Origin of the sequence: Roseovarius sp. MMSF_3298 (assembly GCF_030733705.1) — a bacterium.
GTDB classification, from domain to species: Bacteria; Pseudomonadota; Alphaproteobacteria; order Rhodobacterales; family Rhodobacteraceae; genus Roseovarius; species Roseovarius confluentis.
Genome location: NZ_JASHIN010000009.1, coordinates 90,691 through 114,491, shown reverse-complemented (window position 1 = coordinate 114,491; position 23,801 = coordinate 90,691). Strand labels below are relative to the sequence as shown.

At 64.5% G+C, this 23,801-nt stretch carries 24 protein-coding genes and 1 riboswitch; of the genes, 16 read left to right on the top strand and 8 right to left on the bottom strand.

Annotation, left to right across the window (positions count from 1 at the left end; all coding sequences use genetic code 11):
- Nucleotides 1-63 precede the first annotated feature (63 nt).
- From mgtE to RBB18_RS10370, 7 genes are all read left to right on the top strand, one after another.
- On the top strand, nucleotides 64-1,497 hold the full coding sequence (gene mgtE, locus RBB18_RS10400; RefSeq protein ID WP_103764095.1) for a magnesium transporter: 1,434 nt from the start codon (nucleotides 64-66) through the stop codon (nucleotides 1,495-1,497).
- Nucleotides 1,494-2,051 (top strand): 5-formyltetrahydrofolate cyclo-ligase, encoded by a 558-nt coding sequence (locus RBB18_RS10395; RefSeq protein ID WP_306111950.1) that lies wholly within the window; start codon nucleotides 1,494-1,496, stop codon nucleotides 2,049-2,051. Before mgtE ends, RBB18_RS10395 begins: the two co-directional genes overlap by 4 nt.
- Nucleotides 2,052-2,380: 329 nt before the next feature.
- Nucleotides 2,381-2,854, top strand: a complete 474-nt coding sequence (locus RBB18_RS10390; RefSeq protein WP_306111951.1) for an OsmC family protein — start codon at nucleotides 2,381-2,383, stop codon at nucleotides 2,852-2,854.
- A gap of 105 nt (nucleotides 2,855-2,959) precedes the next feature.
- Nucleotides 2,960-3,772, top strand: a complete 813-nt coding sequence (locus RBB18_RS10385) for a TIGR00282 family metallophosphoesterase (RefSeq protein ID WP_306111952.1) — start codon at nucleotides 2,960-2,962, stop codon at nucleotides 3,770-3,772.
- Nucleotides 3,769-4,725 (top strand): DMT family transporter, encoded by a 957-nt coding sequence (locus RBB18_RS10380; protein WP_103763998.1) that lies wholly within the window; start codon nucleotides 3,769-3,771, stop codon nucleotides 4,723-4,725. The genes RBB18_RS10385 and RBB18_RS10380 overlap by 4 nt, the downstream gene beginning before the upstream one ends.
- Nucleotides 4,725-6,503, top strand: a complete 1,779-nt coding sequence (locus tag RBB18_RS10375) for an SLC13 family permease (RefSeq protein ID WP_306111953.1) — start codon at nucleotides 4,725-4,727, stop codon at nucleotides 6,501-6,503. Before RBB18_RS10380 ends, RBB18_RS10375 begins: the two co-directional genes overlap by 1 nt.
- A 205-nt stretch (nucleotides 6,504-6,708) precedes the next feature.
- Nucleotides 6,709-7,569: a DUF2189 domain-containing protein gene (locus RBB18_RS10370; protein WP_306111954.1), complete on the top strand. Its 861-nt coding sequence runs from the start codon at nucleotides 6,709-6,711 to the stop codon at nucleotides 7,567-7,569.
- Nucleotides 7,570-7,626: 57 nt separating this feature from the next.
- Here the strand turns inward: RBB18_RS10370 and RBB18_RS10365 are convergent, their stop codons facing one another.
- Complete coding sequence (locus RBB18_RS10365; RefSeq protein WP_103763995.1) at nucleotides 7,627-7,914, bottom strand: hypothetical protein; 288 nt, start codon at nucleotides 7,912-7,914, stop codon at nucleotides 7,627-7,629.
- 221 nt (nucleotides 7,915-8,135) lie between these two features.
- On the opposite strand from RBB18_RS10365, the gene RBB18_RS10360 reads away from it, so the two are divergent.
- A complete protein-coding gene (locus tag RBB18_RS10360) occupies nucleotides 8,136-8,621 on the top strand; it encodes a lytic transglycosylase domain-containing protein (RefSeq protein ID WP_245890510.1) in 486 nt (161 codons plus the stop codon).
- Between the two features lie 10 nt (nucleotides 8,622-8,631).
- On the opposite strand, the gene RBB18_RS10355 is transcribed toward RBB18_RS10360, so the two are convergent.
- A complete protein-coding gene (locus RBB18_RS10355) occupies nucleotides 8,632-10,404 on the bottom strand; it encodes an SLC13 family permease (protein WP_306111955.1) in 1,773 nt (590 codons plus the stop codon).
- Between the two features lie 158 nt (nucleotides 10,405-10,562).
- Here RBB18_RS10355 and RBB18_RS10350 point away from each other — a divergent pair, with 158 nt between their 5' ends.
- From RBB18_RS10350 to RBB18_RS10330, 5 genes are all read left to right on the top strand, one after another.
- Nucleotides 10,563-11,312 (top strand): YebC/PmpR family DNA-binding transcriptional regulator, encoded by a 750-nt coding sequence (locus tag RBB18_RS10350; RefSeq protein ID WP_306111956.1) that lies wholly within the window; start codon nucleotides 10,563-10,565, stop codon nucleotides 11,310-11,312.
- Nucleotides 11,313-11,458: 146 nt separating this feature from the next.
- Nucleotides 11,459-11,740, top strand: coding sequence for a GNAT family N-acetyltransferase (locus RBB18_RS10345; protein ID WP_103763992.1), 282 nt, complete (start codon nucleotides 11,459-11,461; stop codon nucleotides 11,738-11,740).
- Between the two features lie 77 nt (nucleotides 11,741-11,817).
- Nucleotides 11,818-12,007: riboswitch (cobalamin riboswitch) on the top strand.
- Nucleotides 12,008-12,108: 101 nt separating this feature from the next.
- Nucleotides 12,109-12,381 carry a hypothetical protein gene (locus tag RBB18_RS10340; protein ID WP_245890509.1) on the top strand — a complete coding sequence of 91 codons (273 nt, stop codon included), beginning with the start codon at nucleotides 12,109-12,111 and terminating at the stop codon, nucleotides 12,379-12,381.
- Nucleotides 12,382-12,889: 508 nt separating this feature from the next.
- Entirely contained in the window at nucleotides 12,890-13,954 is a 1,065-nt protein-coding gene (locus RBB18_RS10335) for an Mrp/NBP35 family ATP-binding protein (protein WP_306111957.1), read from the top strand.
- 232 nt (nucleotides 13,955-14,186) lie between these two features.
- On the top strand, nucleotides 14,187-16,481 hold the full coding sequence (locus RBB18_RS10330) for a glycosyl hydrolase family 28-related protein (RefSeq protein WP_306111958.1): 2,295 nt from the start codon (nucleotides 14,187-14,189) through the stop codon (nucleotides 16,479-16,481).
- Nucleotides 16,482-16,506: 25 nt separating this feature from the next.
- Here the strand turns inward: RBB18_RS10330 and RBB18_RS10325 are convergent, their stop codons facing one another.
- From RBB18_RS10325 to RBB18_RS10315, 3 genes are read right to left on the bottom strand one after another with little or no spacing between them, the layout of a single operon-like run.
- Nucleotides 16,507-17,169, bottom strand: coding sequence for a hypothetical protein (locus RBB18_RS10325; RefSeq protein ID WP_306111959.1), 663 nt, complete (start codon nucleotides 17,167-17,169; stop codon nucleotides 16,507-16,509).
- Nucleotides 17,170-17,227: 58 nt separating this feature from the next.
- The gene (locus tag RBB18_RS10320) at nucleotides 17,228-17,755 is read right to left on the bottom strand and encodes a peptidoglycan-binding protein (RefSeq protein ID WP_306121248.1); all 528 of its coding nucleotides are present in this window, start codon (nucleotides 17,753-17,755) and stop codon (nucleotides 17,228-17,230) included.
- 35 nt (nucleotides 17,756-17,790) lie between these two features.
- Nucleotides 17,791-18,186, bottom strand: a complete 396-nt coding sequence (locus RBB18_RS10315; RefSeq protein WP_103763986.1) for an OB-fold nucleic acid binding domain-containing protein — start codon at nucleotides 18,184-18,186, stop codon at nucleotides 17,791-17,793.
- 128 nt (nucleotides 18,187-18,314) lie between these two features.
- Between RBB18_RS10315 and RBB18_RS10310 the strand changes: the two genes are divergently transcribed.
- On the top strand, nucleotides 18,315-18,638 hold the full coding sequence (locus tag RBB18_RS10310; RefSeq protein ID WP_057793755.1) for a 2Fe-2S iron-sulfur cluster-binding protein: 324 nt from the start codon (nucleotides 18,315-18,317) through the stop codon (nucleotides 18,636-18,638).
- 117 nt (nucleotides 18,639-18,755) lie between these two features.
- Here RBB18_RS10310 and purD read toward each other — a convergent pair whose 3' ends face one another.
- On the bottom strand, nucleotides 18,756-20,021 hold the full coding sequence (gene purD, locus RBB18_RS10305) for a phosphoribosylamine--glycine ligase (protein WP_103763985.1): 1,266 nt from the start codon (nucleotides 20,019-20,021) through the stop codon (nucleotides 18,756-18,758).
- A 137-nt stretch (nucleotides 20,022-20,158) separates the two neighbouring features.
- Between purD and RBB18_RS10300 the strand changes: the two genes are divergently transcribed.
- Together RBB18_RS10300 and xseA are read left to right on the top strand one after the other, a co-directional pair.
- Entirely contained in the window at nucleotides 20,159-20,719 is a 561-nt protein-coding gene (locus RBB18_RS10300; protein WP_103763984.1) for a type 1 glutamine amidotransferase domain-containing protein, read from the top strand.
- Between the two features lie 38 nt (nucleotides 20,720-20,757).
- On the top strand, nucleotides 20,758-22,281 hold the full coding sequence (xseA, locus tag RBB18_RS10295) for an exodeoxyribonuclease VII large subunit (RefSeq protein WP_306111311.1): 1,524 nt from the start codon (nucleotides 20,758-20,760) through the stop codon (nucleotides 22,279-22,281).
- A gap of 7 nt (nucleotides 22,282-22,288) precedes the next feature.
- Here the strand turns inward: xseA and RBB18_RS10290 are convergent, their stop codons facing one another.
- Both RBB18_RS10290 and RBB18_RS10285 read right to left on the bottom strand, forming a co-directional pair.
- Nucleotides 22,289-22,684: a hypothetical protein gene (locus tag RBB18_RS10290; protein WP_103763982.1), complete on the bottom strand. Its 396-nt coding sequence runs from the start codon at nucleotides 22,682-22,684 to the stop codon at nucleotides 22,289-22,291.
- Nucleotides 22,685-22,724: 40 nt separating this feature from the next.
- Complete coding sequence (locus RBB18_RS10285; RefSeq protein WP_371931624.1) at nucleotides 22,725-23,789, bottom strand: alkane 1-monooxygenase; 1,065 nt, start codon at nucleotides 23,787-23,789, stop codon at nucleotides 22,725-22,727.
- Nucleotides 23,790-23,801: the final 12 nt, after the last annotated feature.

Below are 23,801 nucleotides of genomic sequence, written 5' to 3'. Positions count from 1 at the left end.
CATATCGCGTTGTGATTTCCCCGCGCTTCGTCCTACATGTGCCGCAGAACCTGGGAGCGCGCGATGACCGAAAACCAGCAGGACGACGTGACCGAAGAACGCGAGCCCGCGCAGGTGCCCGAACCCGAGCGGGAGCCTGAGCGCGAGGACAGCGCCTATGTGCTGGATCAGAAGGCCGTGGGCCGGATCATGTATGCCGTGGATATCGGGGACCAGGCGATGCTGTGGCAGGAGCTGGAGCCGTTCCACCCCGCCGACATCGCCGACCTTCTGGAGCAGATCAATTCCTTCGACCGCCGCCGGCTGATCGAGCTTTACGGACACGAGTTCGACGGCGACGTGCTGACGGAACTGGACGAGACGATCCGCGAGGAGGTGATCTCGATCCTGTCGCCGGAGGTTCTGACCAACGCGGTGCGTGACCTTGAGTCGGACGATGTGGTCGACCTTGTCGAGGACATGGAGGAAAGCCGCGCTGCGGAGATCCTGGGGGTTCTGGAGGACAGTGACCGGACGCTGGTGCAGCAGTCACTGAGTTACCCTGAATATTCCGCCGGGCGCCTGATGCAGCGCGAGGTGGTGATGGCGCCGGAGCACTGGAACGTGGGCGAGGCGATCGATTACTTGCGCGACCAGGATGATCTGCCGGACCAGTTCTATCATATCGTGCTGGTGGACCCGCGGCTGAAGCCGGTGGGCAACGTGACGCTGGGCAAGCTGATGGCGTCGCGCCGGGAGGTGATGCTGAGTTCGCTGGTGGAAGAGACGTTTCATGTCATTCCCGCCGAGCAATACGAGGGCGACGTGGCCTATGCGTTCAACCAGTATCACCTGATTTCCGCCCCGGTGGTGGACGAGGACGAGCGGCTAGTGGGGGTGATCACCATCGACGACGCCATGGCCGTTCTGGACGAGGAACACGAGGAGGACATCCTGAGGCTGGCCGGTGTGAGCGAGGAAGGATCGTTGAGCGACCGGGTCATCAGCACCACCAAGCGGCGGTTTCCCTGGTTGGCGGTGAACCTTGTGACGGCGATCATGGCGTCACTTGTGATCGCGCAGTTCGAGGCGGCGATTGCGCAGATCGTGGCGCTGGCGGTCTTGATGCCGATCGTGGCGTCGATGGGCGGCAACGCGGGCACGCAGAGCCTGACCGTGGCGGTGCGGGCGATTGCGACGAAGGACCTTACAGGATCGAACGTGTGGCGGTTCATCCGGCGCGAGGTGCTGGTGGGGCTGGTCAATGGCCTGATCTTTGCCGTGGTGATGGGGATCGTGGGCGTGCTGTGGTTCGGCGGGCCGGAGCTGGGCTACGTCATAGGCGCTGCGATGGTGATCAACCTGGTGATGGCCGGGCTGGCGGGCACGGTCATTCCGGTGGTGCTGGACCGGGTGGGCGTTGATCCGGCGCTGGCCTCGGGCGCGTTCGTGACGACGGTGACGGACGTGGTGGGCTTTTTCGCCTTCCTGGGCCTTGCGGCGGTGGTGCTGCTGTGAGCGACCTGGCGGAGGTGAAGGCGGCGGCGCGAAAGGCGGCGTTCGCGCGGCGCAAGGCTGCGTTTGAAGCGGCAGAAGGCGCCGGGGCGGGCCTGTTGTCTGGCGTTCTTGCCGGGTATCGCGGCGTGCCGCTGGCCGGATACATGCCCATTCGCACCGAGATCGATCCGTTGCCGGCGATGAGCGAGGCGACGGCGCATGGCGCCGTTGGCGTGCCGGTGATCGAAGGCGAGGGGATGCCGTTGAAGTTCTCGCGCTGGGAGCCGGGCGGGGCGCTATGCGATGGGCCGTTCGGGGCAAAAGTGCCTGAGGTCGACAATTTCTTCGAGCCTGAGATCCTGATCGTGCCTTTGGTGGCGTTCGACCGGAATGGCGGTCGGCTGGGCTATGGCGGGGGGTTCTACGACCGGACACTGGAGTTGTTGAGAGGCAAGCGGGCGACGCTGGCCATCGGCTTTGCCTTTGCGGCGCAGGAGGCCGAGGGGCTGCCGCTGGAGCCCACGGACCAGCCGCTGGACATGGTGGTGACGGAGAAAGAAGTTATTTCGTTCTGATGCGGGCGGCTTTTTCCACCACGGCGGTCGATGTTGTTAAACGCGCGGAAGCAAGGCGCAGCTTGGTGCGCCGCCGCGCGATCGTCCGCTGACCGAAAGGCGATTGCACGCAATCGCCGAAAGGGGGACCGCCCGTCACGCCGAAGGCGTGCCGACTATATACGGCGCACCTTTGGTGCGACGGGCTGGCAATTGGGGGACGCTGGCGATTTGATTTGAGGTTTTGCGGAAGTTGTTGAGATAAAGTGCCCTGACCAACTGTTGGGTCGCCATCCCGTAGTCTGGCGCTCGCGCGGCAAACCTCTCGCGCCTGCCGGAAGGAGATGAACATGGACACCCGCGACTACACCGCCAAGGTGGTCTGGACCGGCAACCGGGGCGAGGGCACCCGGACTTACAAGGGCTATGACAGAACGTGGAACATCGAGACACCGGGCAAGCCGGTGGTGGCGTGTTCGAACGATCCGATGCTGGGCGGAGACGCGAACCTGCACAATCCCGAAGACCTGTTGCTGGCGACGGTGAGTGCGTGCCACATGCTGTGGTACCTGCACTTCGCCAGCGACGCGGGGATCGCGGTGCAGGGATATGTTGACGATCCGCTGGGAGAGGCGGAAGTCGAGCGCTCGGGCAAGGGGCGGTTCACGCGGGCCGTGCTGCGCCCGGTGATCACGGTGCCGGAGGGCACCGACCTTGAGGCGGCGGATGCGATCCATGGGCGCATTCACGAGGTCTGTTTCGTGGCGCGGTCGGTGGCGTTTCCTATTGTCTTTGAGACGCGCTACGAGGTTGTGTCGGGCTGAGGTCGGGCGGCGCGAGGAGGTGCGAGGTCCCGGATCAAGCCCGGGACGGCGGTCGGGCATCGCTGGCCCTTGCCCTTTGGAAGCGGTGTCTCTACCAGTTTTGCCATGAAGATTTTGTATCTTGGAGACGTGATGGGCCGGGCCGGGCGGCAGGCCGTCGCGGAGCGTTTGCCGGGCCTGCGCGAGGCGTGGAAGGTGGATTTCGTCGTGGTCAACGGCGAGAACGCCACCGGCGGGATGGGGCTGAGCGGGGCACATGCCAAGGCGTTGCTGGAGGCGGGCGCGGATTGCCTGACGCTGGGCGATCACGCGTTCGACCAGAAGGACATGCTGCAATATATCGAGGGCGAGCCGCGGATCGTGCGGCCCCTGAACTTTGCCAAGGGCGCGCCGGGGCGCGGTTCGGCCGTCTTTTCCGATGCGCGGGGGCGCAAGGTGCTGGTGGCGCAGGTGCTGGGGCAAGTATTCATGAAACGGGCCTTTGACGACCCGTTCAGCGCCGTGGACACGGTGATGCGGACGCATTTGCCGGGCGGCGCGGTGCAGGCCAGCCTGATCGACATCCATTGCGAGGCCACCAGCGAGAAGATGGGCATGGGGCATTACTGCGATGGGCGCGCAAGCATCGTCGTGGGCAGCCACACCCATGTGCCCACCGCCGATGCGCAGATCCTGCCGGGCGGCACCGCCTTTCAGTCGGATGCGGGCATGTGCGGCGATTACCTGAGCGTGATCGGCATGGACAAGACCGAGCCGATGCGGCGCTTCGTGACCGGGATGGGCAAGGAGCGATTCACGCCGGCCCTGGGCGAGGTGACCTTGTGCGGGCTGTACGTGGAGACGGACGACGCCACCGGAAAAGCGGTCCGGGTTGAGATGGTCCGCGAGGGCGGGCGGCTGGCGGCCAGCGGTCCATGAGGCGGACCCTCGGGCTTTATGCCGCTCTGGTTGCCATGGGGCTGGGGTGGGGCCTGTCGATTCCGCTGAGCAAGATTGCGGTGAGCACCGGGCACCAGCCCTTCGGCCTGATCTTCTGGCAGCTGATCATCGTGGTGGTTTGCCTAGGCGCGGTGACGCTTTTGCGGGGGCGCAGGCCTGTCTTCGCACGGGCCTACCTGCGGCTGTTCCTGATGGTGGCGCTGTGCGGGGCGGTCTTGCCGGATATCTTCTTTTACACAGCGGCGGCCCAGCTGTCGGGCGGGGTGATGTCGATCGTGATCGCCTCGGTCGCCATGTTCTCGTTGCCGATCGCTGTGCTGATGGGCAACGAGACCTTCGAGTGGCAGCGGCTTTGGGGCGTGATGCTGGGGCTGGGGGGCATCGTCCTGTTGGTGGGGCCGGAGGCGAGCCTGCCCACGGGCACATCGGCGCTGTTCGTTCTGGTGGCGCTGTGTGCGCCGGCACTTTACGCGACCGAAGGCAACCTGGTGGCGAAATGGGGCACGCAGGGCCTGGACCCGATGCAGGTGATCATCGGTGCATCAATGATCGGGGCGGTCGTGGCGCTGCCCGTCGCGGTGGGTACGGGGCAGTGGATCAACCCGCTGGAGGGTGTGGGTATGCCGGAGCTGGCGCTGCTGGGGGCGGCGGGGCTGCACGCGCTGGTCTATGCCTCTTACGTGTGGATGGTGGGCCATGCCGGGTCGGTCTTCTCGGCGCAGACATCGTACATGGTGACGGCGGCGGGCGTGCTGTGGTCGATGACGCTCTTGGGCGAGAGCTATTCGATCTGGGTCTGGCTGGCGCTGGGGGTGATGATGCTTGGGATGTTCCTGGTGCAGCCCCGGGCCGCACGGGTTCTTGTGCCGGGGCGCGTGATAGATGAGAATGCCGAAGCTGGGATGACATCGGACCGGGACGGGCAGAGCTGATGCAATTCATTGAACTTTCGCAGGGCGCCCAGCCGCTGGTCGCGCTGGGTGTGGTCGCGGTGATGTTCGTGCTGTTCATACGCGAGGTCTATCCTACAGAGGTGGTCGCGCTGAGCGGGGCGGCGGTGCTGCTGGCGCTGGGGGTGCTGCCTTATGATGCGGGCCTCGACGTGCTGTCCAATCCCGCGCCCTGGACCATCGCCGGGATGTTCGTGGTGATGGGGGCGCTGGTGCGCACGGGCGCGCTGGACGCGTTCACGACGGTGGCGGACCGGCAGGCCAAGGTGAACCCCAAGCTGGCGATCGGGTTGCTGATGGTCTTCGTGGTCTTCGGCTCGGCCTTCATGAACAATACGCCGGTGGTCGTGGTTATGATCCCGATCTTCGTGCAACTGGCGCGGACGTTGGGGGTGACGGCCTCGAAGATGCTGATCCCGTTGAGTTACGCGGCCATTCTGGGCGGGACGCTGACGCTGATCGGGACCTCGACAAACCTGCTGGTCGACGGCGTGGCGCGGTCGCAGGGGATGGAGCCTTTCGGGATTTTCGAGGTGACGCCGCTGGCGCTGTGCCTGGTGGCCTGGGGCGCGGTGTACCTGTATTTGATCGCGCCGCGCCTGTTGCCGGAGCGCGAGAGCATGGCGGACATGCTGTCGGACCGCTCGAAGATGAAGTTCTTCACCGAGGCGGTGATCCCGCCGGAGAGCAACCTGATTGGCCGGGAAGTGACCGGCGTGCAGCTGTTCAAGCGCGAGGGCGTGCGGCTGGTGGACGTGGTGCGGGGCGATATCTCGCTGAGGCGGAACTTGCAGGGAGTGGAGTTGCAGGTGGGCGACAGGGTGGTGCTGCGCACGCAGATGACCGAGCTGCTGAGCCTGCAGCGCAACAAGGAGCTGAAGCGCGTCGACCAGGTGTCGCAGGTGGAGACGACAACGGTAGAGGTCCTGATCACGCCGGGGTGCAAGATGGTGGCGCGCAGCCTGGGATCGCTGCGCTTGAGGCGGCGGTTCGGGGTCTATCCGCTGGCGGTGCACCGGCGGAACCAGAATATCGGGCGGCAGCTGGACGACCTGATCGTGCGGGTGGGCGACACGCTGCTGCTGGAAGGCGCGCCGGAGGACATCAAGCGGCTGGCGGGCGAAATGAACTTGGTTGACGTCAGCCATCCGTCGGCCAAGGCGTTCCGGCGCGGGCACGCGCCGGTGGCGCTGGCGGCCCTGGCGGGGATCGTGATCCTGGCCGCCCTGGGCGTGGCGCCGATCCTGGCGCTGACGGTGATCGCGCTGGCTGTGGTGCTGTTGTCGCGCTGCATCGATGCGGAGGAGGCGTTTTCCTTTGTCGAGGGGCGGCTGCTGGCGCTGATCTTTTCGATGCTGGCCATCGGGGCGGCGCTGGATGCGTCGGGGGCGGTGCAGCTGATTGTGAATGCGGTGGCGCCGGCGCTGTCGTCATTACCGCCCTTCCTGATCGTCTGGGCGATCTACCTTCTGACCTCGATCCTGACGGAACTGGTGAGCAACAACGCGGTGGCGGTGGTGGTGACGCCCATTGCCATCGGGCTGGCGGATGCGATGGGGATCGACGCGCGGGCGCTGGTGGTGGCGGTGATGGTCGCGGCCTCGGCCAGCTTCGCCACGCCCATCGGGTACCAGACCAACACGCTGGTCTATGGGCCAGGAGGCTACAAGTTTACCGATTTCCTGAAGGTGGGCGTGCCGCTGAACCTGAGCGTGGGGGTGTTGGCCAGTGCGCTGATCCCGTTCATCTGGCCGCTGTGAGGCGGTTGCCGGACCTTCGGGTTGTTCCTGGAACAGTGAAAGGTCAGGGGCGCCGTCGCTGACGGGCGCTGTCCCTAAATAGTGATCACCTGCACGCCTTGGTTGTGGTAGGATGACCAGACAGGCGGGTGTTCCGCCAAGTGACGAGACCCGCCGAACCTAATCCGACCGGGATGCCCGGCCGAATGGAGGAAGGGAGTGTCTCATGGTCAAGACAATCGGAAACCCACTTTCATGGTTCTTTCAGGGCGTGTCCGGCGTGAGCCGGTCGGTGGGCGATGCCACCGTCGCGCTGAGCGGCGAGGCAGGCGCCACGCCGAAGGTCAGGTCGCTGTCACGCGGAGATCCGAGCGAGGCGCTGCGCAAGGGCTATGCCGATTTCAGCCGCTTTCGCAGTGACGTGATGTTCCTGGTGATGATCTATCCGGCGATCGGGCTGTGCCTGTCGTTCTTCGCCTTTCACCGGGCGATGTTGCCGATGCTGTTTCCGCTGGCGGCGGGGTTCCTGCTGTTGGGACCGATCGTGGCGATCGGCCTTTACGAGATGAGCCGACAGGCGGAGCAGCGCGACGACGTGGGATGGAGCGCCGCGCTGTCGGTGATCCGGGCGGAGAATATCGGGCCGGTGCTGGTGATGGCGGTGTACCTGCTGGGGGTGTTCATCATCTGGATGCTGGCGGCGATGAAGATCTATGACTGGACGCTGGGGCCACAGCCCCCGCAGAGCCTGTCGGGTTTCGTGACGGATGTGCTGACGACCGGGCCGGGCTGGACGATGATCGCGGTCGGAATGGCGGTTGGCGCGGTCTTTGCGGTGATGGTGCTGGCGGTCAGCCTGACGACATTTCCGATGCTGATCGACCGCCGGGTCGGGCTGGCTGTGGCGGTCGCCACCTCGTTGCGGGTGATGCAGAAGAACCCGGCAACAGTGGCCAGGTGGGGTGCCATCGTGGCTGTCCTGATGCTGATCGGGACGGTGCCGCTATTCCTGGGGCTGATCGTCGTGCTGCCGGTGCTGGGTCATGCGACCTGGCATCTCTATCGCGCCGCCGTGGGGTGGGCGTGAGGCCACCGCGGTCTGCGCAAGCCAGGGCCGGGTGAGGCCGGCCCCGGGATGCCAGGCTTAGCTGCCGCCGTCGGTGCCTTCGGGCAGCGCGGTGGCCAGGCGCGTGACGGCGTTAAGCTTTGTCATGCCGTCTTCGCCGGCGGTGTCGTACTCGAAGAGGACGCGATCGCCGCGACCGAGGTCCTCGGGCAGGGTGATCTCGGTGGGCACTTCCCAGACGGTCTTGTCGGTAAGAACGATGATGCCGTCGATGCGGTCGAAGGCGAGGACGTGGCCCTCGGTTTCATCTGCGAAGGCGGGGAGGGTTGCGACGGCGATCGCGACTGCAGCGGTTATGATGCGCATGGGGTTGGTCCAAGGGGAGGAAAGCACTCTCGGCGCGACTCCGCGCTTTCGTAGCCGCCGGGCGGAGCCTCGCACCCGGATGGCGGTGAAATGGGATGGGCCGCGTGGTTTGCAAGAGGACGGCCCAAATATAAATGGCGGATTCTCGCCCGTCGGAATTCTGCAAGCTTGCCAGAGACCGGGGCTTGGGGAAAAAGACCGAAAAACCGGGGGATTCTCTGATGCGGCGTTTGATGGCCTTGATGCTGGTGTGCGTGGTTGCGGGATGCAGCGCTAAAGAGGCGTCGGAGCCGCCAGCGCGGCACAACCCGCCGCTTTATCCCAACGAGACGCCGCAGATCCGGGCGCTGATCAACCAGTATGCCGACAATTACGAGGTGCCGCGTTCTCTGGTGCACCGGGTGGTGCAGCGCGAGAGTGATTACCGCCCCAAGGCGCGCAATGGTCCGTATTGGGGGATGATGCAGATCCTGCCCGCCACGGCACGGGGCATGGGGTTCCAGGGTCAGGCGAGCGACCTGCTGAATCCTGAGACCAACCTGAAATACGCGGTGAAATACCTGCGCGGCGCGTGGCTGGTATCAGATGGCAGCGAGCCCGATGCGGTAATGTGGTACGCGCGGGGCTATTACTATGCTGCGCGGGACAAGTGCCTGCTGGTCGAGACGGGCCTGCGCGAGCGCGAGATCGCCCGGCACTGCCGCTGAAGCCGGGCGTCTAAAGCGGCCAGAACACCAGGATCGCCGGCACGGACACGGCAACCACGATGATTTCGAGCGGCAGACCCATGCGCCAGTAATCCCCGAAGGCGTAGCCGCCGGGGCCGAGGATCAGCGTGTTGTTCTTGTGCCCGATCGGCGTGAGATAGGCCGAGGACGCGGCCACCGCGACGGCCATCAGGAACGGGTCGGGCGAGACGTCGAGCGTGCTGGCCATCTGGATGCCGACGGGGGCGGCGACGATGGTGGTCGCGGTGTTGTTGAGCACGTCGGAGAGCGTCATCGTGACCACCATCAGCACGGTCAGGATCGCCCAGGCGGGGAAGCCTGCCGTCAGGTCGACGAGGCCGCCCGCGAGCAGGGCGGTGCCGCCCGCCTCTTCGAATGCGGCACCCAGGGGGATCATCGAGCCGAGCAGCACCACCACGGGCCACTCGATATGGGTGTAGAGCTCCGACGGTGGGACGATGCGCGTCAGCACATAGGCCATGACCACCAGCCCGAGCGCGATAGGCAGGTAGAGCAGGCCAAAGCTGGCCGCGGCGACGGCGGCACCGAAGATGCCGATGGCAGCCCAAGTCTTGCGGTCCTGCGTCACTTTCAGCCCGCGTTCGGCCAGCGGCAGGCAGCCCAGCCACTCGGTCACGTCCGAGCCGGTTTCGTGCGGGACCAGCAGAAGGAGGATATCGCCCGGTTGAATCGTTGTCTTGCGCACTTGCTCGCGGATCTGGCGGCCGCGGCGGGAGATGCCCATCAATACCGAGCGCTGACGCCAATTCAGGCCCACGGACTGCGCCGTACGGCCGGCGATGCGGGCGTCGCGGGGGACCACGACCTCGATCATGTCGAGCCCGTCGCCGGCGGCGCGGACCTTGTCCTCGCGCTTGGAGTCCGAAAAGGCGAGAGACAGCGCGGAGCGGAACTCATCCAGCGCGTCGGGCGTGGCCTCGATCACCAGCGCGTCGCCGGCTTGCAGAATGGTGTTGCGGGCACGGCCATAGCGGCGTTTGCCGTCGCGCACCACGCCGAGAAGCGCGACGTCGTTGCTGTCGGCATCCTCCTGCAACTCTGCGAGGCGCTTGCCGATCTGGGCGCTGTCCTCGGGGATGGTGAGTTCGGCCAGGTAATCGGCCAGTTCGGCGGCGTGCAGACCGCTGTCGTCGCGGGCCGGAATGAGCCGCCAGCCGATGAGGGCGACGAAGACAAGACCGGCAAGCGCGGTGACGGCGCCGACGGGGGCAAAGTCGAACATGGAGTAGGATTGCCCCAAGGCGTCCTCGCGGATGCCGGCGATGATGATGTTGGGGGGCGTGCCGATAAGTGTGACCATGCCGCCAAGGATCGTGGCAAAGGAAAGCGGCATGAGGCTGAGCCCCGGAGATCGCTTGGCCTTGCGCGCGGTCTGGACATCGACGGGCATCAGCAGGGCCAGTGCCGCGACGTTGTTCATGAAGGCCGAGAGCACGCCGCCGATGCCGCCCATGATGGTGATATGCGCGCCGAGGCTGCGCGAGCTGTCGACCAGCGTCCGGGTAATGAGAAAGACCGCGCCCGAGCGTACCAGACCGGCGGAGACAACGAGGACGAGGGCCACGATGATCGTTGCCGGGTGACCGAAGCCGGTAAAGGCCTGCTCGGTGGGCACGACACCCAGCACCACGCCGAGCATCAGCGCGCCGAACGCGACGATATCGTAGCGGTAGCGGCCCCAGAGCAGTAGCGCGAACACGCCGCCGAAAAGCGCGAAGAGTATGATCTGGTCCTGGGTCATCTGGGCGAGGTCTTTCCGGAGTGGTCTGACGGGCGCGGCCCGTCCGGCCAGCCTAGAGGCAACGGGCGGCGGCGCAACAGTCGATTGCCGGGATTGCACAGCGGCCCGCGCCTGATTTATAGAGGCGTGAACTTTACACATGTCATCGGAGGCGCGTCATGGCCGGCCACTCAAAATGGGCGAATATTCAGCACCGCAAGGGGCGTCAGGATGCCCAGCGGGCAAAGCTTTTCTCCAAATTTTCCAAGGAGATAACGATTGCCGCCAAAATGGGCGATCCGGACCCCGACAAGAACCCGCGCCTGCGCCTTGCGATCAAGCAGGCCAAGTCGCAGTCGATGCCGAATGACAATATCGACCGGGCGATCAAGAAATCGGTCGCGGGCGACGGCGAGGATTACGAGGAAATCCGCTATGAGGGCTATGGCCCCAACGGCGTGGCGGTGATTGTCGAGGCGATGACCGACAACCGCAACCGTACCGCCAGCACGGTCCGCTCGACCTTTACCAAGCATGGCGGGAACCTGGGCGAGACTGGTTCTGTCGGGTTCATGTTCGAACGCAAGGGGCAGGTCACCTACCCGGCGGATGCGGGCGACGCCGATACGGTGATGATGGCCGCGATCGAGGCCGGGGCCGAGGACGTGGAATCGGGCGAGGACGGGCATACCGTGTGGTGTGCGGATACCGATCTGAACGACGTCAGCACCGCGCTGGAGGCGGAGCTGGGCGAGAGTGACGAAACCAAGCTGGTCTGGCGGCCCACGACCACGACTGAGCTGGACCTGGAAGCGATGCAGAAGCTGATGAAGCTGATCGACGCGCTGGAGGATGACGATGACGTGCAGAACGTCACGACGAATTTCGAGGCCAGCGATGAGGTGATGGAGCAGTTGGCGGCGGAGTGATCCTGCCGGCCCGGACCATGGAGCGGCGTCCCCTCGGGGCGCCGTTTTGCGTTTGGTTCGGCGTCGTGCATACGGCACGCGATGTACAGTGTGATGGACCTTTCGTCGGCGGTGCGGCATCCTGCGCTCGGCCATGGGAGACAGACATGCAGATCGAACACGAGGACGGCGAGAGCAAGGGGCGCTATGTCACCCGCATCGGTGACGGACCGGAGGCCGAGCTGACCTATTCCAAGTTGGGAAGCTCGGGAATGATTATCGACCATACCGGCGTGCCGGACGAATATCGTGGCGATGGTGTGGGTTTGGCGCTGGTCACGCGCGCGGTGGAGGATGCCCGGGCGGCGGGCCGCAAGATCACGCCGCTTTGCCCCTTTGCCGCGGCGCAGTTTCGACGGCATCCCGAATGGGCCGACGTTCTGGCCTGAGGGCTGGTTTGACGCATGTGTCGTCGGGAGGCCCTTCAAGGTCGCAATCGCGTGTTGCGCCAGAGGCCGGTTGGCGGCAAGATGATGGTCCCGAAGGTGCCACGAAAGCCGTGGAGAATTGGGAAGCCGGTGAAAGTCCGGCGCTGCCCCCGCAACGGTAAGGATGGGGGATACCGCAGAGGGCCACTGGGGCAAGATGCCCCGGGAAGGCGCGCGTATCCGCACCCCCGCCAAGCCCGGAAACCAGCCCTTGGGGTGAACGTCGAACCGCGGGGGGCGGTACGGGCGGTGGACCGAAAAGCGGTTCTCGCGCGGCTTTCCTTCGCCCCAGTCCGGCCCGGGGTGTGGCCGGAGGAAGAGCAGAAGACATGAACCTGACACCGATCATGGATGGACTGGAGCGCAGCGGCGCCACCGGCGCGGAGGCCGAGGCCGTGGCGCGACTGGGATTCCTGGAATGGGTTTTCGCCTATCCGGGGACCGTCACGGCGCGCGTGTTGCGCGAGGCGCTGGCCGAGCCAATTGTGCAGAACCCGGGCAGTGCTGCGGCGTGTGCCTTCGTCGATTTCCTGGAAGAGGCGCGGCATGCGGCAGCGATGGCCCGCGGACGGCGCGGGCGCGCGGCTCGGGTCATGCACTGAGCTTACGGAATTTGGCCCCGTTGTCACGTGCGGCGGGGCGCATCCGGTTCAGGTGTCCGGAAGATGAAAGGATGGTGTCGCGCAAAAAAAACGGCGACGCCAGGGAGGAGGAGAGGCGCCGCCGTTCTTTACGTCGGGTCCCAGGGAGGAGGAAGGGACCGTTCGTTACAGTTGGGCTCGTTCTGAGCCCAGGTCTTGCCGGGACCGCACAAGGGAGGAGAGGCGGTATCCCGAACAGGTGCCAAACGGGAGGAGAAGCACCTGATTGTTTTAGCGAGCGTTTGGCGCGGTGGCCGTTTCGTTCGCTGTTGAGTTAAAGATAGCGATATGCTGCGCTTGCACAATAGATTTTGCTGCAACGCGGCTATGCAGGAAGCGCATAGAAGAATAGTTCATTTTTTGCGTGCAATATCATCTATTTGCCGGTTTTTTGTGCGGGATTGAAACGGGGGTTGTGCCTGCTTTCAGAAATGCGACTTTTGGCGGCGCAGATGCATGGAGGCAGGGCATGACGGAAATACTCGACAAAGTGCGCCAGGAGCTGGAACGGCTTGAATTGCCGGACGGTGGTACCGTGATTTCACGCGACATGGTGCGTGCGATGCGACTCGAAGGCAGCGAAGTGCGATTCGTGCTGGAGGCGCCCACTGCCGAGATGGCCCGCCACATGGAGCCCCTGAGAGCAGCCGCCGAGCGCGCGGCGCTGTCGGTCGAGGGAGTGTCTTCGGCGCAGGTGGCGTTGACCGCACAGGCGCCCGAGGCCCCGACCCCGTCACTGAAGGTGGGCCGGCACCCCGAGGGCGGAAGCGCGTCGATCCGCCCAGGCGGGGTGAAGTCGATTCTGGCGGTGGCGTCCGGGAAGGGCGGCGTGGGCAAGTCGACCGTGGCGTCGAACCTTGCGGTGGCACTGGCCCGGGCGGGACGGCGCGTGGGCTTGCTGGACGCCGATATACACGGGCCGAGCCTGCCGCGCATGATGGGCGTGACCGAGCGGGCGAGCAGCCCGGACGGCAAGATCCTGACTCCGCTGGAGGCACATGGCGTCAAGATGATGTCCATCGGACTGATGATCGAAGAGGACCGCGCCGTTGTCTGGCGAGGGCCGATGCTGATGGGGGCTTTGCAGCAGATGATAAGCCAAGTAGACTGGGGCGAGCTGGACGTGCTGCTGGTGGACCTTCCGCCGGGAACGGGGGATGTGCAGTTGACCCTGTGCCAAAGGGCGGCGCCCACCGGTGCACTGGTGGTCTCGACGCCGCAGGATGTGGCGCTTCTGGATGCGCGCAAGGCGATCGACATGTTCAACACGCTGAAGACGCGGGTGCTGGGGCTGATCGAGAACATGTCGATGTTCCATTGCCCGCAATGCGGATACGAGGCGGCGATTTTCGGCCATGGCGGCGTGGCGCAGGAGGCCGAGAGGCTGGAGTTGCCGCTGTTGGGGGCCTTGCCGATCGACCTCGACACACGGCTGGGCGGCGACGCCGGGCGGCCCGTGGCGCTGGAGGACGGTCCGGTGTCGGAGGCTTATGCGCGGTTGGCGGATCGGCTGGTGCAGGGCGGAATGGCGTAGGCCCAATTCGGCCTATGAGAATGCCTGATATAGTGGGTTTTTACCCACTTTAGGTACAATTCACACCGCCATTGGCATAGGCCGCCAAAGGTCGGGCACCGTCACGGTGTCCTGAGGTCCCGTTAACTCCCCGTTGATATTTCCCGAAGCCCGGGTGCGCTCCGTTTCGCGCCTATGGCTGGCAAACATGTGACGCCTTGGGGACGGCCCCCTGGCGCGGAAAGGGAAATTCATGAACAAGGCAATTACCGATGGCATCACCTTCATGCCGCCGGCCTATGCGAACGGGCTGGACGTCTGGTCGAGCGGGAACGGCACGCCGGGGTCCGACACGTATGACGGGGCGGCCAACGCCGCCTTCGTACCTGCCGATCAGGATTTCGGCGGGGCGCTGGAGATCCAGAAAACCCAAAGCGTTCAGAAACTGCGGTACATGGGCGAGACGCCGATCCTGCCGGGCTGTTACCTTCAGATCACCGCGCGGGTGAAGGCAATTGCCGGGAACTTGCCGAACGTGCGCATCGCGGCTTGGGCCGGCGGTGCGGGCGGCGCCCATGTCAACGGCCTGGTCGAGACCGGCCCGAGCGTGGCGCTGACCAACTATGGTGAGGTGGTCGAGGTCACGGCTATTGTCGGCAGCGGCGACCGCGGCGGTGTCGATATGGTCTGGGGCACAGAGCCCCTGTATGGCCATTTCGGCATCGACCTGACGGGGCCGAATGGCGGCGTGGTGCGGATCGACGACATTAGGATCGAGGATGTAACCAGCATCTTCCTGCGCGATCTGGTCGGACTGGTGGACGTGCGCGATTACGGCGCGAAAGGGGATGGCAGCACCAATGACCTGCCTGCGTTCGAGGCCGCGGATGCCGCGGCGCATGGCCGGACCGTGCTGGTGCCCGCCGGTACGTATTTTCTGGGCGACAGCCTGACCATGCAAAGCAAGGTCGAGTTCGAGGGCGAGGTCACCATGCCAGTCGACAAGATTTTCGAGTTGGTCAACGATTTCGACTTTTCCAAATACGTGGACGCTTTCGGCGGTGAAACCGGGACGGCGTTCAAGAAGGCCTACCAGGCGCTGCTGAACAACCCCGGCCACGTGGAGCTGGACATGAAAGGCCGCAAGGTGGCGCTGCGCGAACCTGTGGACATGCAGGCCGCCGTGCCGAACCGGACCACCTACAAGACGCGACACGTGATCAAGAACGCGCAATTCTCGGTTTTTCCGGGGGCGAACTGGGACACCGATACTGTCACCTCGCAGGCAACGTACAACGCCAACGACAACAAGCGACTGACCAACGTGGCGAACGTGGCCAATATCCAGGTCGGTTCGCTGGTCACGGGCAACGGGGTTGGCCGAGAGGTCTATGTGCGTTCCAAAAACGTCGGTGCCCAGACCGTTACCCTCAGTCACCCGCTCTTTGATGCGGAAGGCACGCAGAACTACACGTTCAAACGGTTCAAATATATGTGGGATTTCAGCGGCTTCTCGCAGATCTCGAAATTCGCGGTATCGAATGTCGAGTTCCAGTGCGGCGGCGATTGCAGTGCCGTGCTGCTGCCCCCCGCGGGATCGGCCATACATTTCCGGGATTGTTTCTTCACACAGCCGCGCGACCGGGGGATCACCAGCCACGGCGAGGGCGACCAGGGCATGATGATCGACCGCTGCCAGTTTTTGTCGCGGGAAAGTCCTTTGCTGGTGCCCGACCGGACAACGATCGGGGTGAACTGCAACGGCAACGACATCAAGATCCGCAATTGCCGGTGCAATTTCTTCAAGCATTTCGCGATTTTGGCGGGATCGTCCAGCATCATCATGGGCAACCACTGTTTCCAGGGCGACAGTGCTGATCCGGGTCCACGCAGCGCAATTTTCGTTATGGCGCGGACCAACAACCGGGGCACCTTCACCGGCAATTATATCTGCGACGGCTCGATCGAGTGGACCAACGAGTATGACGAGGCGCCCGATTTCTCGAGCGAATTTTCGTTCAGCGCTTTGTCCATCACCAGTAACGTTTTCCTCAGCCAGAGCACTGCGCCCTCTTTCAATTTCCTGTCCGTGAAACCGTATGGGCCGGGGCACTTCATCAACGGGCTGACGGTCACGGGCAACACGGTGCGCCTGATCGACGGGCCGATTGACCGCTTCGAGGGCATCGACACCAGCTTTGCGACCATGAACTTCGAGCGGTTCCGCAGCATCCGCTTCGAGGACAACGCCTATTTCAACGTCAATATCCAGGTGGAAAACCCGTTGGTCATGCAACATACCGAGGCCAGTGCGCAGAAGACATGGGTCGTGTCGCCTCATCCCAAGCTGCCCTTCGAGGCTTGGGCGCAGACGGTCGAGTCGATCGTGGCAGAGGGGGCGATCCGCGAAGCCGATGGAACGGCCTATTTCGGGGTGCCTTACTACGACGGAAAGGAAGGACCGAACAAGGACAGCGTCAACTTGCGCTGGGAAAAGGCGGTCAGCGGGACGGTCACGATGCGCATCAGGATCGACGATCTGATCTGATGCAAGGAAGGTGTCGCGCAACGCATCAGAACTGTTGCCAGAGGCCGAATTTCAGCTTGAAATCATCGGCCTCTGCCACGCCGGCGACAAGCCCGAGTTCGACGTGGCGGCCCGGTGCGATGCGGCGTATGTAGGATGGAGCCAGCTTGGCGTAAGGATCACTTTGCGTCGGGATGCCGGTCTGTAGTTGCAGGATGATCTTGGCATCGGGGCGGGGGCTGAGGCCGAAGGTGATATCGGTTTCCAGAATGCCATCGAAACTGCCGATGATCACCGCCCGGCTGTGGATACTCAGCCAGCCGGGTGTATCCCCAAGCTCAAACCCGCGTCCGACGCTGAGAGCCGGCCGAAGCGCGAAAGTTTCCCGAGCCATCCCAAGGCCGAATTCGGGGACGATGCGCGTGCTGCGGTCGGTGGCGCCGATGGGCCAGCGCAGGAACGCGATGGCCTTAGACATGTCGTCCTCGTGGCCGCCCGCATCGAGGCCGAGGGTCAAGCCGCGCGTCAGCCCATGCTCGGCATAAAGCGAGCCGTAGAAACCGCTGCCATCGGAAATGCCGTTCTCGAAGTCGGTCTCGATTGAATAGCTCAAGAAGGTTTCACCCTCGGCCCGCATCCAGGGACCGGCCAGCGCCGGCGCGACGCTGGCGATCAGCAAAACGGGAATGATAACGCGCTTGAGCAGCATTGCACCTCACGCGTTCAGATTGGTTAAATTTGGTAAACCGTTGGTTAACGAAAGCCGATTATTCCGGGTTGTCCGGCGTGTCGCGGGCGACCGCGATCAATCCAAGCTGGCGCGCGCCGGCAATGGACAGGATATCGGAATCAAATCCCTGCGGCTTTTGAAAGCTGCGGATGGCGGCGCGGGTGCCGCGATCCAACTGGCCGTTGATCGGCCCACGATAGAGCCCGCGGGCCTTGAGGGCGCGCTGTACCGAGGCGTTGAATTCCGGCGTCAGTTCAGCGCGGCAGGGGACCTGGAACCGGGTCACGCGCCGTTCCTGCACGATCTTCTGCGCGGTTTCGGTCCGGTAGCTGGCAGAACGCGTGACAGTGCCGTCATCGGCCACCTCGGCGGGGCTGACGAGGATCTGCTCGGTCACGGTTTCCACCACGGCGGGCGAGGTGTCTTGTGCCCAGCAGGTGCCGGGGGCCGCGCCGGGTGGGGGGGGGTCCAGCCGCTGCACCGCGTCGGTACCCGCGCCGGACACGTCTCCACAGGCGGCCAGCGCCAGAAGGGCGCAGGGGGCTATCAGGGTCGGTCGGATCATCCGCTCGTGCCTTTTTAGGCGTGTTTTGCAGTATCTTACCCGGTTTGATCCGCTTGGGGAAGTGTGCTGTCGCCCGCGTCCTCCAGCAGGCGATCCAGCAAGTGCGAGATATCTTCGACGTCTTCGGCGATGACGTGCACGACGCCTGATTGCCGCTGGATACGGCCGGTGACGCGCAGCAGCCGCCCGGCAATGACCGCGCGGCGGTATTTCTCGTAAAGTGCGCGCCAGACCACGATGTTGACCACGCCGGTTTCGTCCTCGAGCGTGATGAAGATCACGCCCTTGGCCGTGCCGGGGCGCTGGCGCAGGATGACGAGGCCCGCGACGGTGATGCGCGCCCCGTCCGGCGGGTCGTCCATGCGCGCGGCCACCAGCGCGGAAGGCGGGCGTGGCCAGTCATGGGCCGTGCTCTCGGAGAAAACTCTCATAAGAACATAGGTAGAACATCGCGGATTTTGCGCAACTCTTTTCCGCGTGATGTCGCAAATGGGACTGGCATCGGCTAAATGGCGCGTCTAGGAACCCTTGTAAGACGAAGCGACGGGAGCCCGAATACATGGCGAAGATCACCTACATCGAACATAACGGCACCAAGCACGAGGTCGAGGTCGCCAACGGCCTGACCGTGATGGAAGGCGCGCGCGACAACAACATCCCCGGCATCGAGGCCGATTGCGGCGGCGCCTGCGCCTGTTCGACCTGCCATGTCTATGTGGATCCGGCCTGGGTCGAGAAGCTGCCGGCGAAAGACGACATGGAAGAGGACATGCTGGACTTCGCGTTCGAGCCCGATCCCGAGCGCTCGCGCCTGACGTGTCAGTTGAAGGTCAGCGACGCGCTGGACGGCCTTGTCGTACAAATGCCAGAGAAACAGATCTGATCCGCCTCTTCTTCTGGCCATAAATTTCCCGGGGGTGCGGGAGCTGGTCCCCGCTTGAACCTGCGTGCGGGGGCTGGTCCCCGCATCTATCGGATCGCGCGCAGCGCGGTCCGGAACTCAGTCCAGAGCCCGCCACCCGATATCGCGCCGACAAAACCCGTCGGGCCAGTCGATTCGATCAATCATGTCATAGGCGCGGTCGGCGGCCTCGCGCAGGGTATCGGCCCGAGCCGTGACGTTGAGCACCCGGCCGCCCGTGGCGGTGATCTTTCCGTCCTTTTCGCCGGTGCCGGCATGGAACACCATTTGAAAGCTGTCTTCAGGACAGTCGTCCAACCCGCTGATGATGCTGCCTTTCTGATAGGCGCCGGGATAACCCGAGGCTGCCATCACCACCGTCAGGGCATGATCGTCGGCCCAGCTGGCCTCGACCTGGTGCAGGCGTTCCTCGGCGGCGGCCTGCATCAGGTCCAACGCCTGTGCACCCAGCCGCAGCATCAGGACCTGGCATTCGGGGTCGCCGAAACGCACGTTGTATTCCACCAGGCGCGGCTGGCCATCCTTGATCATCAGCCCGGCGTAAAGCACGCCCTGGTAGGGCATCTCGCGCTCGGCCATGACGCGCAGGGTGGGTCGGATGATCTGATCCAGCGCCTTTTCGGCGACCGCATCGGTCAGGATGGGGGCGGGGGAATAGGCGCCCATGCCGCCGGTATTGGGGCCGGTGTCGCCTTCGCCCACGCGCTTGTGATCCTGAGCGGTGCCCATGGGAAGGGCCGTCTGGCCATCGCACAGCACGAAGAACGACGCTTCTTCGCCGTCCATGAACTCCTCGATCACCACCTCGGCGCCGGCGCTGCCGAAGCTGCCGCCGAACATGTCGTCGATGGCGGCGTGCGCCTCTTCGACGGTCTGGGCGATGATCACGCCCTTTCCCGCGGCCAGGCCATCGGCCTTGACCACGATGGGCGCGCCTTGGCTGGTCACGTAATCCTTGGCGGCCGCGGCGTCGGTGAAGTGGCCGTAGGCGGCCGTGGGGGCGTTCGCGGCGTCGCAGATTTCCTTGGTAAAGCTTTTGGAGGCCTCGAGCTGGGCCGCGGCCTGCGAGGGGCCGAAGACGAGAAAGCCCGCGTCGCGCAGCCTGTCGCCGACGCCTGCGGCCAGTGGCGCTTCGGGACCGATGATGATGAAGTCAATGGCGTTGGCCTCGCAGAAATTCACCACCGCCGCGCCGTTCTCGATGTCGAGCGACGCGCATTCGGCGATCTGCGCGATCCCGGCATTGCCCGGCGCCACGATCAGCTTGTCGCATTTGGGGTTCTGCATCACCGCCCAGGCCAGTGCGTGTTCGCGCCCGCCGCCGCCGAGAATGAGAATGTTCATGGCACCGCTCCGTTGGATTTCGCCGTTTGCTTAAGCGTTGCGTGGCCGGGTGGCAAGCGACCGCCTGTCGCGGGAACGGATCGGGGGTCGTGGCGTTGGGAAAGCGTAAGGTAATCGAGTAATGCAGGAGTAATGAAATGACCAAACTGTCGAATCGAAAAGTCGCGATACTGGCCACCGACGGCTACGAACAATCAGAGTTGGAGAAGCCGCGCGATGCGTTGCTGAGCGAAGGTGCCGAGGTCCACATCGTCTCGCTGAAGGCGGGCCAGATCCGCGGCTGGAATGAGAACGACTGGGGCCGGTCCGTCGACGTTGACAAGACCGTCGACGCTGTCAGCCCTAGCGACTACGATGCGCTGGTTCTTCCCGGCGGCCAGATCAACCCGGACATCCTGCGTACCGACAAGGATGCCATTAGGTTCATCAAGACGATCTTTGAGGCCAAGAAACCCATCGCCGCCATCTGTCATGCGCCGTGGCTGTTGGCCGAGGCGGGCATCGCCAAAGGTTTGCACCTGACGTCGTACCATTCGATTCGCACCGACATGGAAAATGCCGGTGCAAGATGGGAAGACAGCCCGGTGGTGGTCGACCAAGGCGTGGTCACCAGCCGCAATCCCGATGATCTGCCGAACTTCTGTGGCAAGGTGATCGAGGAAATTTGCGAAGGCCGTCACGAAAGCCGTGCCGCCTGACCTTTCCAACCGGGGCGGGATGCGTCAAAGATGGGGTCATGTCCGACCTCATTGATGATCCCGCCCCGGGCGAAAATGCCCCCGAATTTTCGGTCTCCGATCTGTCGGGGGTAATCAAGCGCATGATCGAGGGGGAGTTTTCCCACGTGCGCGTCAAGGGTGAGGTGGGCCGTGTAAGCCGGCCTCGCTCTGGTCATCTCTACATGGACCTGAAAGACGATCGCTCGGTGCTGGCCGGGGTGATCTGGAAAGGTGTGGCCGGGCGTCTGGCTGTGCAGCCCGAAGAGGGCATGGAGGTTGTCGCAACTGGCCGGCTGACAACGTTCCCGGGGCAATCGCGGTACCAGATCGTCATCGAGGATCTCAAGCCTGCCGGAATGGGCGCGCTCATGGCGATGCTGGAGGCGCGGCGCAAGGCGCTGGCGGGCGAGGGGCTGTTCGCGCCCGAGCGCAAGAAGCAATTGCCTTACCTGCCGGAGGTGATCGGGGTCGTGACCTCTCCGTCCGGTGCCGTCATCCGCGATATTCTGCATCGTCTGCGCGACAGGTTCCCTCGCAAGGTGTTGATCTGGCCCGTGGCAGTTCAGGGCGAAAAATGTGCGCCGGAAGTGACGAACGCCATCCAGGGTTTCAACGCGCTGACGCCCGGAGGGGCCTTGCCTCGCCCGGATCTCCTGATCGTCGCGCGCGGCGGCGGCAGTATCGAGGACCTGTGGGGGTTCAACGAGGAATCGGTCGTGCGGGCCGCCGCGGCATCGGAGATTCCGCTGATTTCGGCCGTTGGGCACGAGACAGATACGACGCTGATCGATTTTGCCTCGGACAAGCGGGCGCCGACGCCCACGGCGGCGGCGGAACTGGCGGTTCCGGTGCGGCTGGACCTTCTGGCCTGGCTTGATGGTCAGGAGGGGAGGTTGTTGCAAGCCCTGCAGGGACAAGTGACGGCGCGGCGGCAAAGACTGCGCGACCTGAGCCGCGCCTTGCCCCGGGGCGAGGCCTTGCTGGACGGGCCGCGCCAGAGGCTGGACGGGATGGGGGACAAGCTGCCCGGCGCGCTGCGGGCGTCTATCCAGGTGCGGCAGGTCGCGCTTTCGCAGAAGGCAGGTGCGTTGCGGCCCGGGATGCTGCGGGAAAGGGTGCGAAACCGCCGTGAGGGGTTCGTCTCGCTTGCCGCGCGGATGAATACGCGCACATTGCAGCGCGATATCAGCCAGAAACGGGCGGACTTCGAACGCGTCACCAAGCGGCTGTCCGATGTCAGCCGGCAGCAGGTGCGGGACTGGCGCGACCGGCTGGCCGCGCAGGAGCGGCTGCGCGAGACGCTGGGCTACAAGGCGACGCTGAGCCGCGGCTATGCCGTGGTTCGAGGCGATGCAGAGGTGGTGACGACGAAAGCCGCGGCGCAGGCGGCGACACTGTTGGAGATCGAGTTCAGCGACGGCACGCTTGCCGTCGGGGGAAGCTCAGGTGCCGAAGCACCGCAAACGGTGGAGCAGACATCGAAGGCGAGGACGAGTCCGAAGCCGAAGAAACCGCCGCCCGAACAGGGCAGCCTGTTCTGACGCCGGCTCAGACGCCGATTTCGGGGCCGAGGCAGTGCAGCGGCTCGCCGGTCTGTTCCATTTCGTAAAGCTGGGTCTGGGCGGGGTCGTTCTGGAATTGCGCCACAAGGCCGCTGCCCGAGCGCTGGAAACTCCAGCATTGCGGCTCGGGCTTGTTCTCGTAGACGAAGCAGATCAGGCCATCGTCCTCGTACCATTCACCTTCCTGGCAGCGGCCGTCGAGGAAAGACCAGCGCACGCGACGGTTTTCAAGATATTCCTCGCCGCCATAGGGGGCACCCTGCGCACCGTAATAGAAGGTCTTGCCGCGAGTGTAAGAGTCGAACTCTGCCGCGGTCATTTGGTCTTGAGTGACGGCGGCGCAGGGGGTGACAAGCAAGGAAAGGACAAGCAACAGGCGCATGGTTCGATCCTGACAGATGTGCGCCGGGCGCGCCACCGCGTTATTCGCAGGCCATCGGCCGAGATGCGTGCCGCTCGGCACGATCGCGCCACTTTGCACAACGGCGGTCCATCATCCGGCGCCAGAGCGTCGGGAAGAGTGCGACCGTAGCCATGAATGGCAACGGCATCGGCAACATCGGCATGGTTTCGGGATCAAGTTGCAGCGCCGGGTAACCGCGCGCCGGGGTGACATGGTGGTCGGAATGACGCGGCGCGTTGAGCATGAGCGCCGAGGAGAACCAGTGCGGCGTATTCCAGGAGTGCTGCGGTCCCACCGGTTCCATGCGGCCGTCGGGCAGGGCGGCGCGGCGCAGGCCGTAGTGCTGCACATAGTCGGAGAGCAGGATTTGCATCTGCGCGTAAAGCGACAGGGCCAGCACCGCCAAAAGCGCATCGGGGCCGCCGAAAACGAGCGCGCCGATGCTCAGCGCCGCCGCCCCGCCGAGATAGAGCGCATAAGGGTGGGTCCAAAACGGTTTGCGGCCCGCGCGCAAGCGGTTCTCGGCCGCGAGACCGGCGCGAAATGATCCGGCGCTGGCCCGCATTGCGTAGCGATAGAAGCCTTCACCGGGTCTTGCGCTGTTGGGGTCCGCATCGCTGCCCACGTGGACATGGTGCACGCGGAGATGGGCGCTGGCGTGATGGCCGACCAGCAGGGACGTGTAGATCAGGCGGCCGAGAAAGCGTCTTGCGCGGCTCGGGCGGTGGATCAGCTCATGTGCGACGGGGTGCGACACATGGCCGAAGAATAGCCCGGTTGCGAATCCGGTGAGAAACCGCTCCAGGCAGCCAAGGCTGGAGGGGCCGGCGATGGCCCATAGCGCCACGCCGTAAAGGGCGAAATGCGACACGCCAAGTACGGTCAGAAGTTTGTCTGCTGCGGGGAACTCCGCATCAGGGTCGGTATTGGCCGCCTCTGCCGCGATAAGGCGATCCAGCAGGAAGGTGAGCACGGTAAGATAGCCCAAGGCGATCCACGCCCAGGCACCGCCGAGGGCGGCGGCGAGCAGGATAAAGGCGACCGGAAGGCAGGTCGCGATTGTGAAGAGGCGCAGCCCCTGCATGAAGTTCCTTTT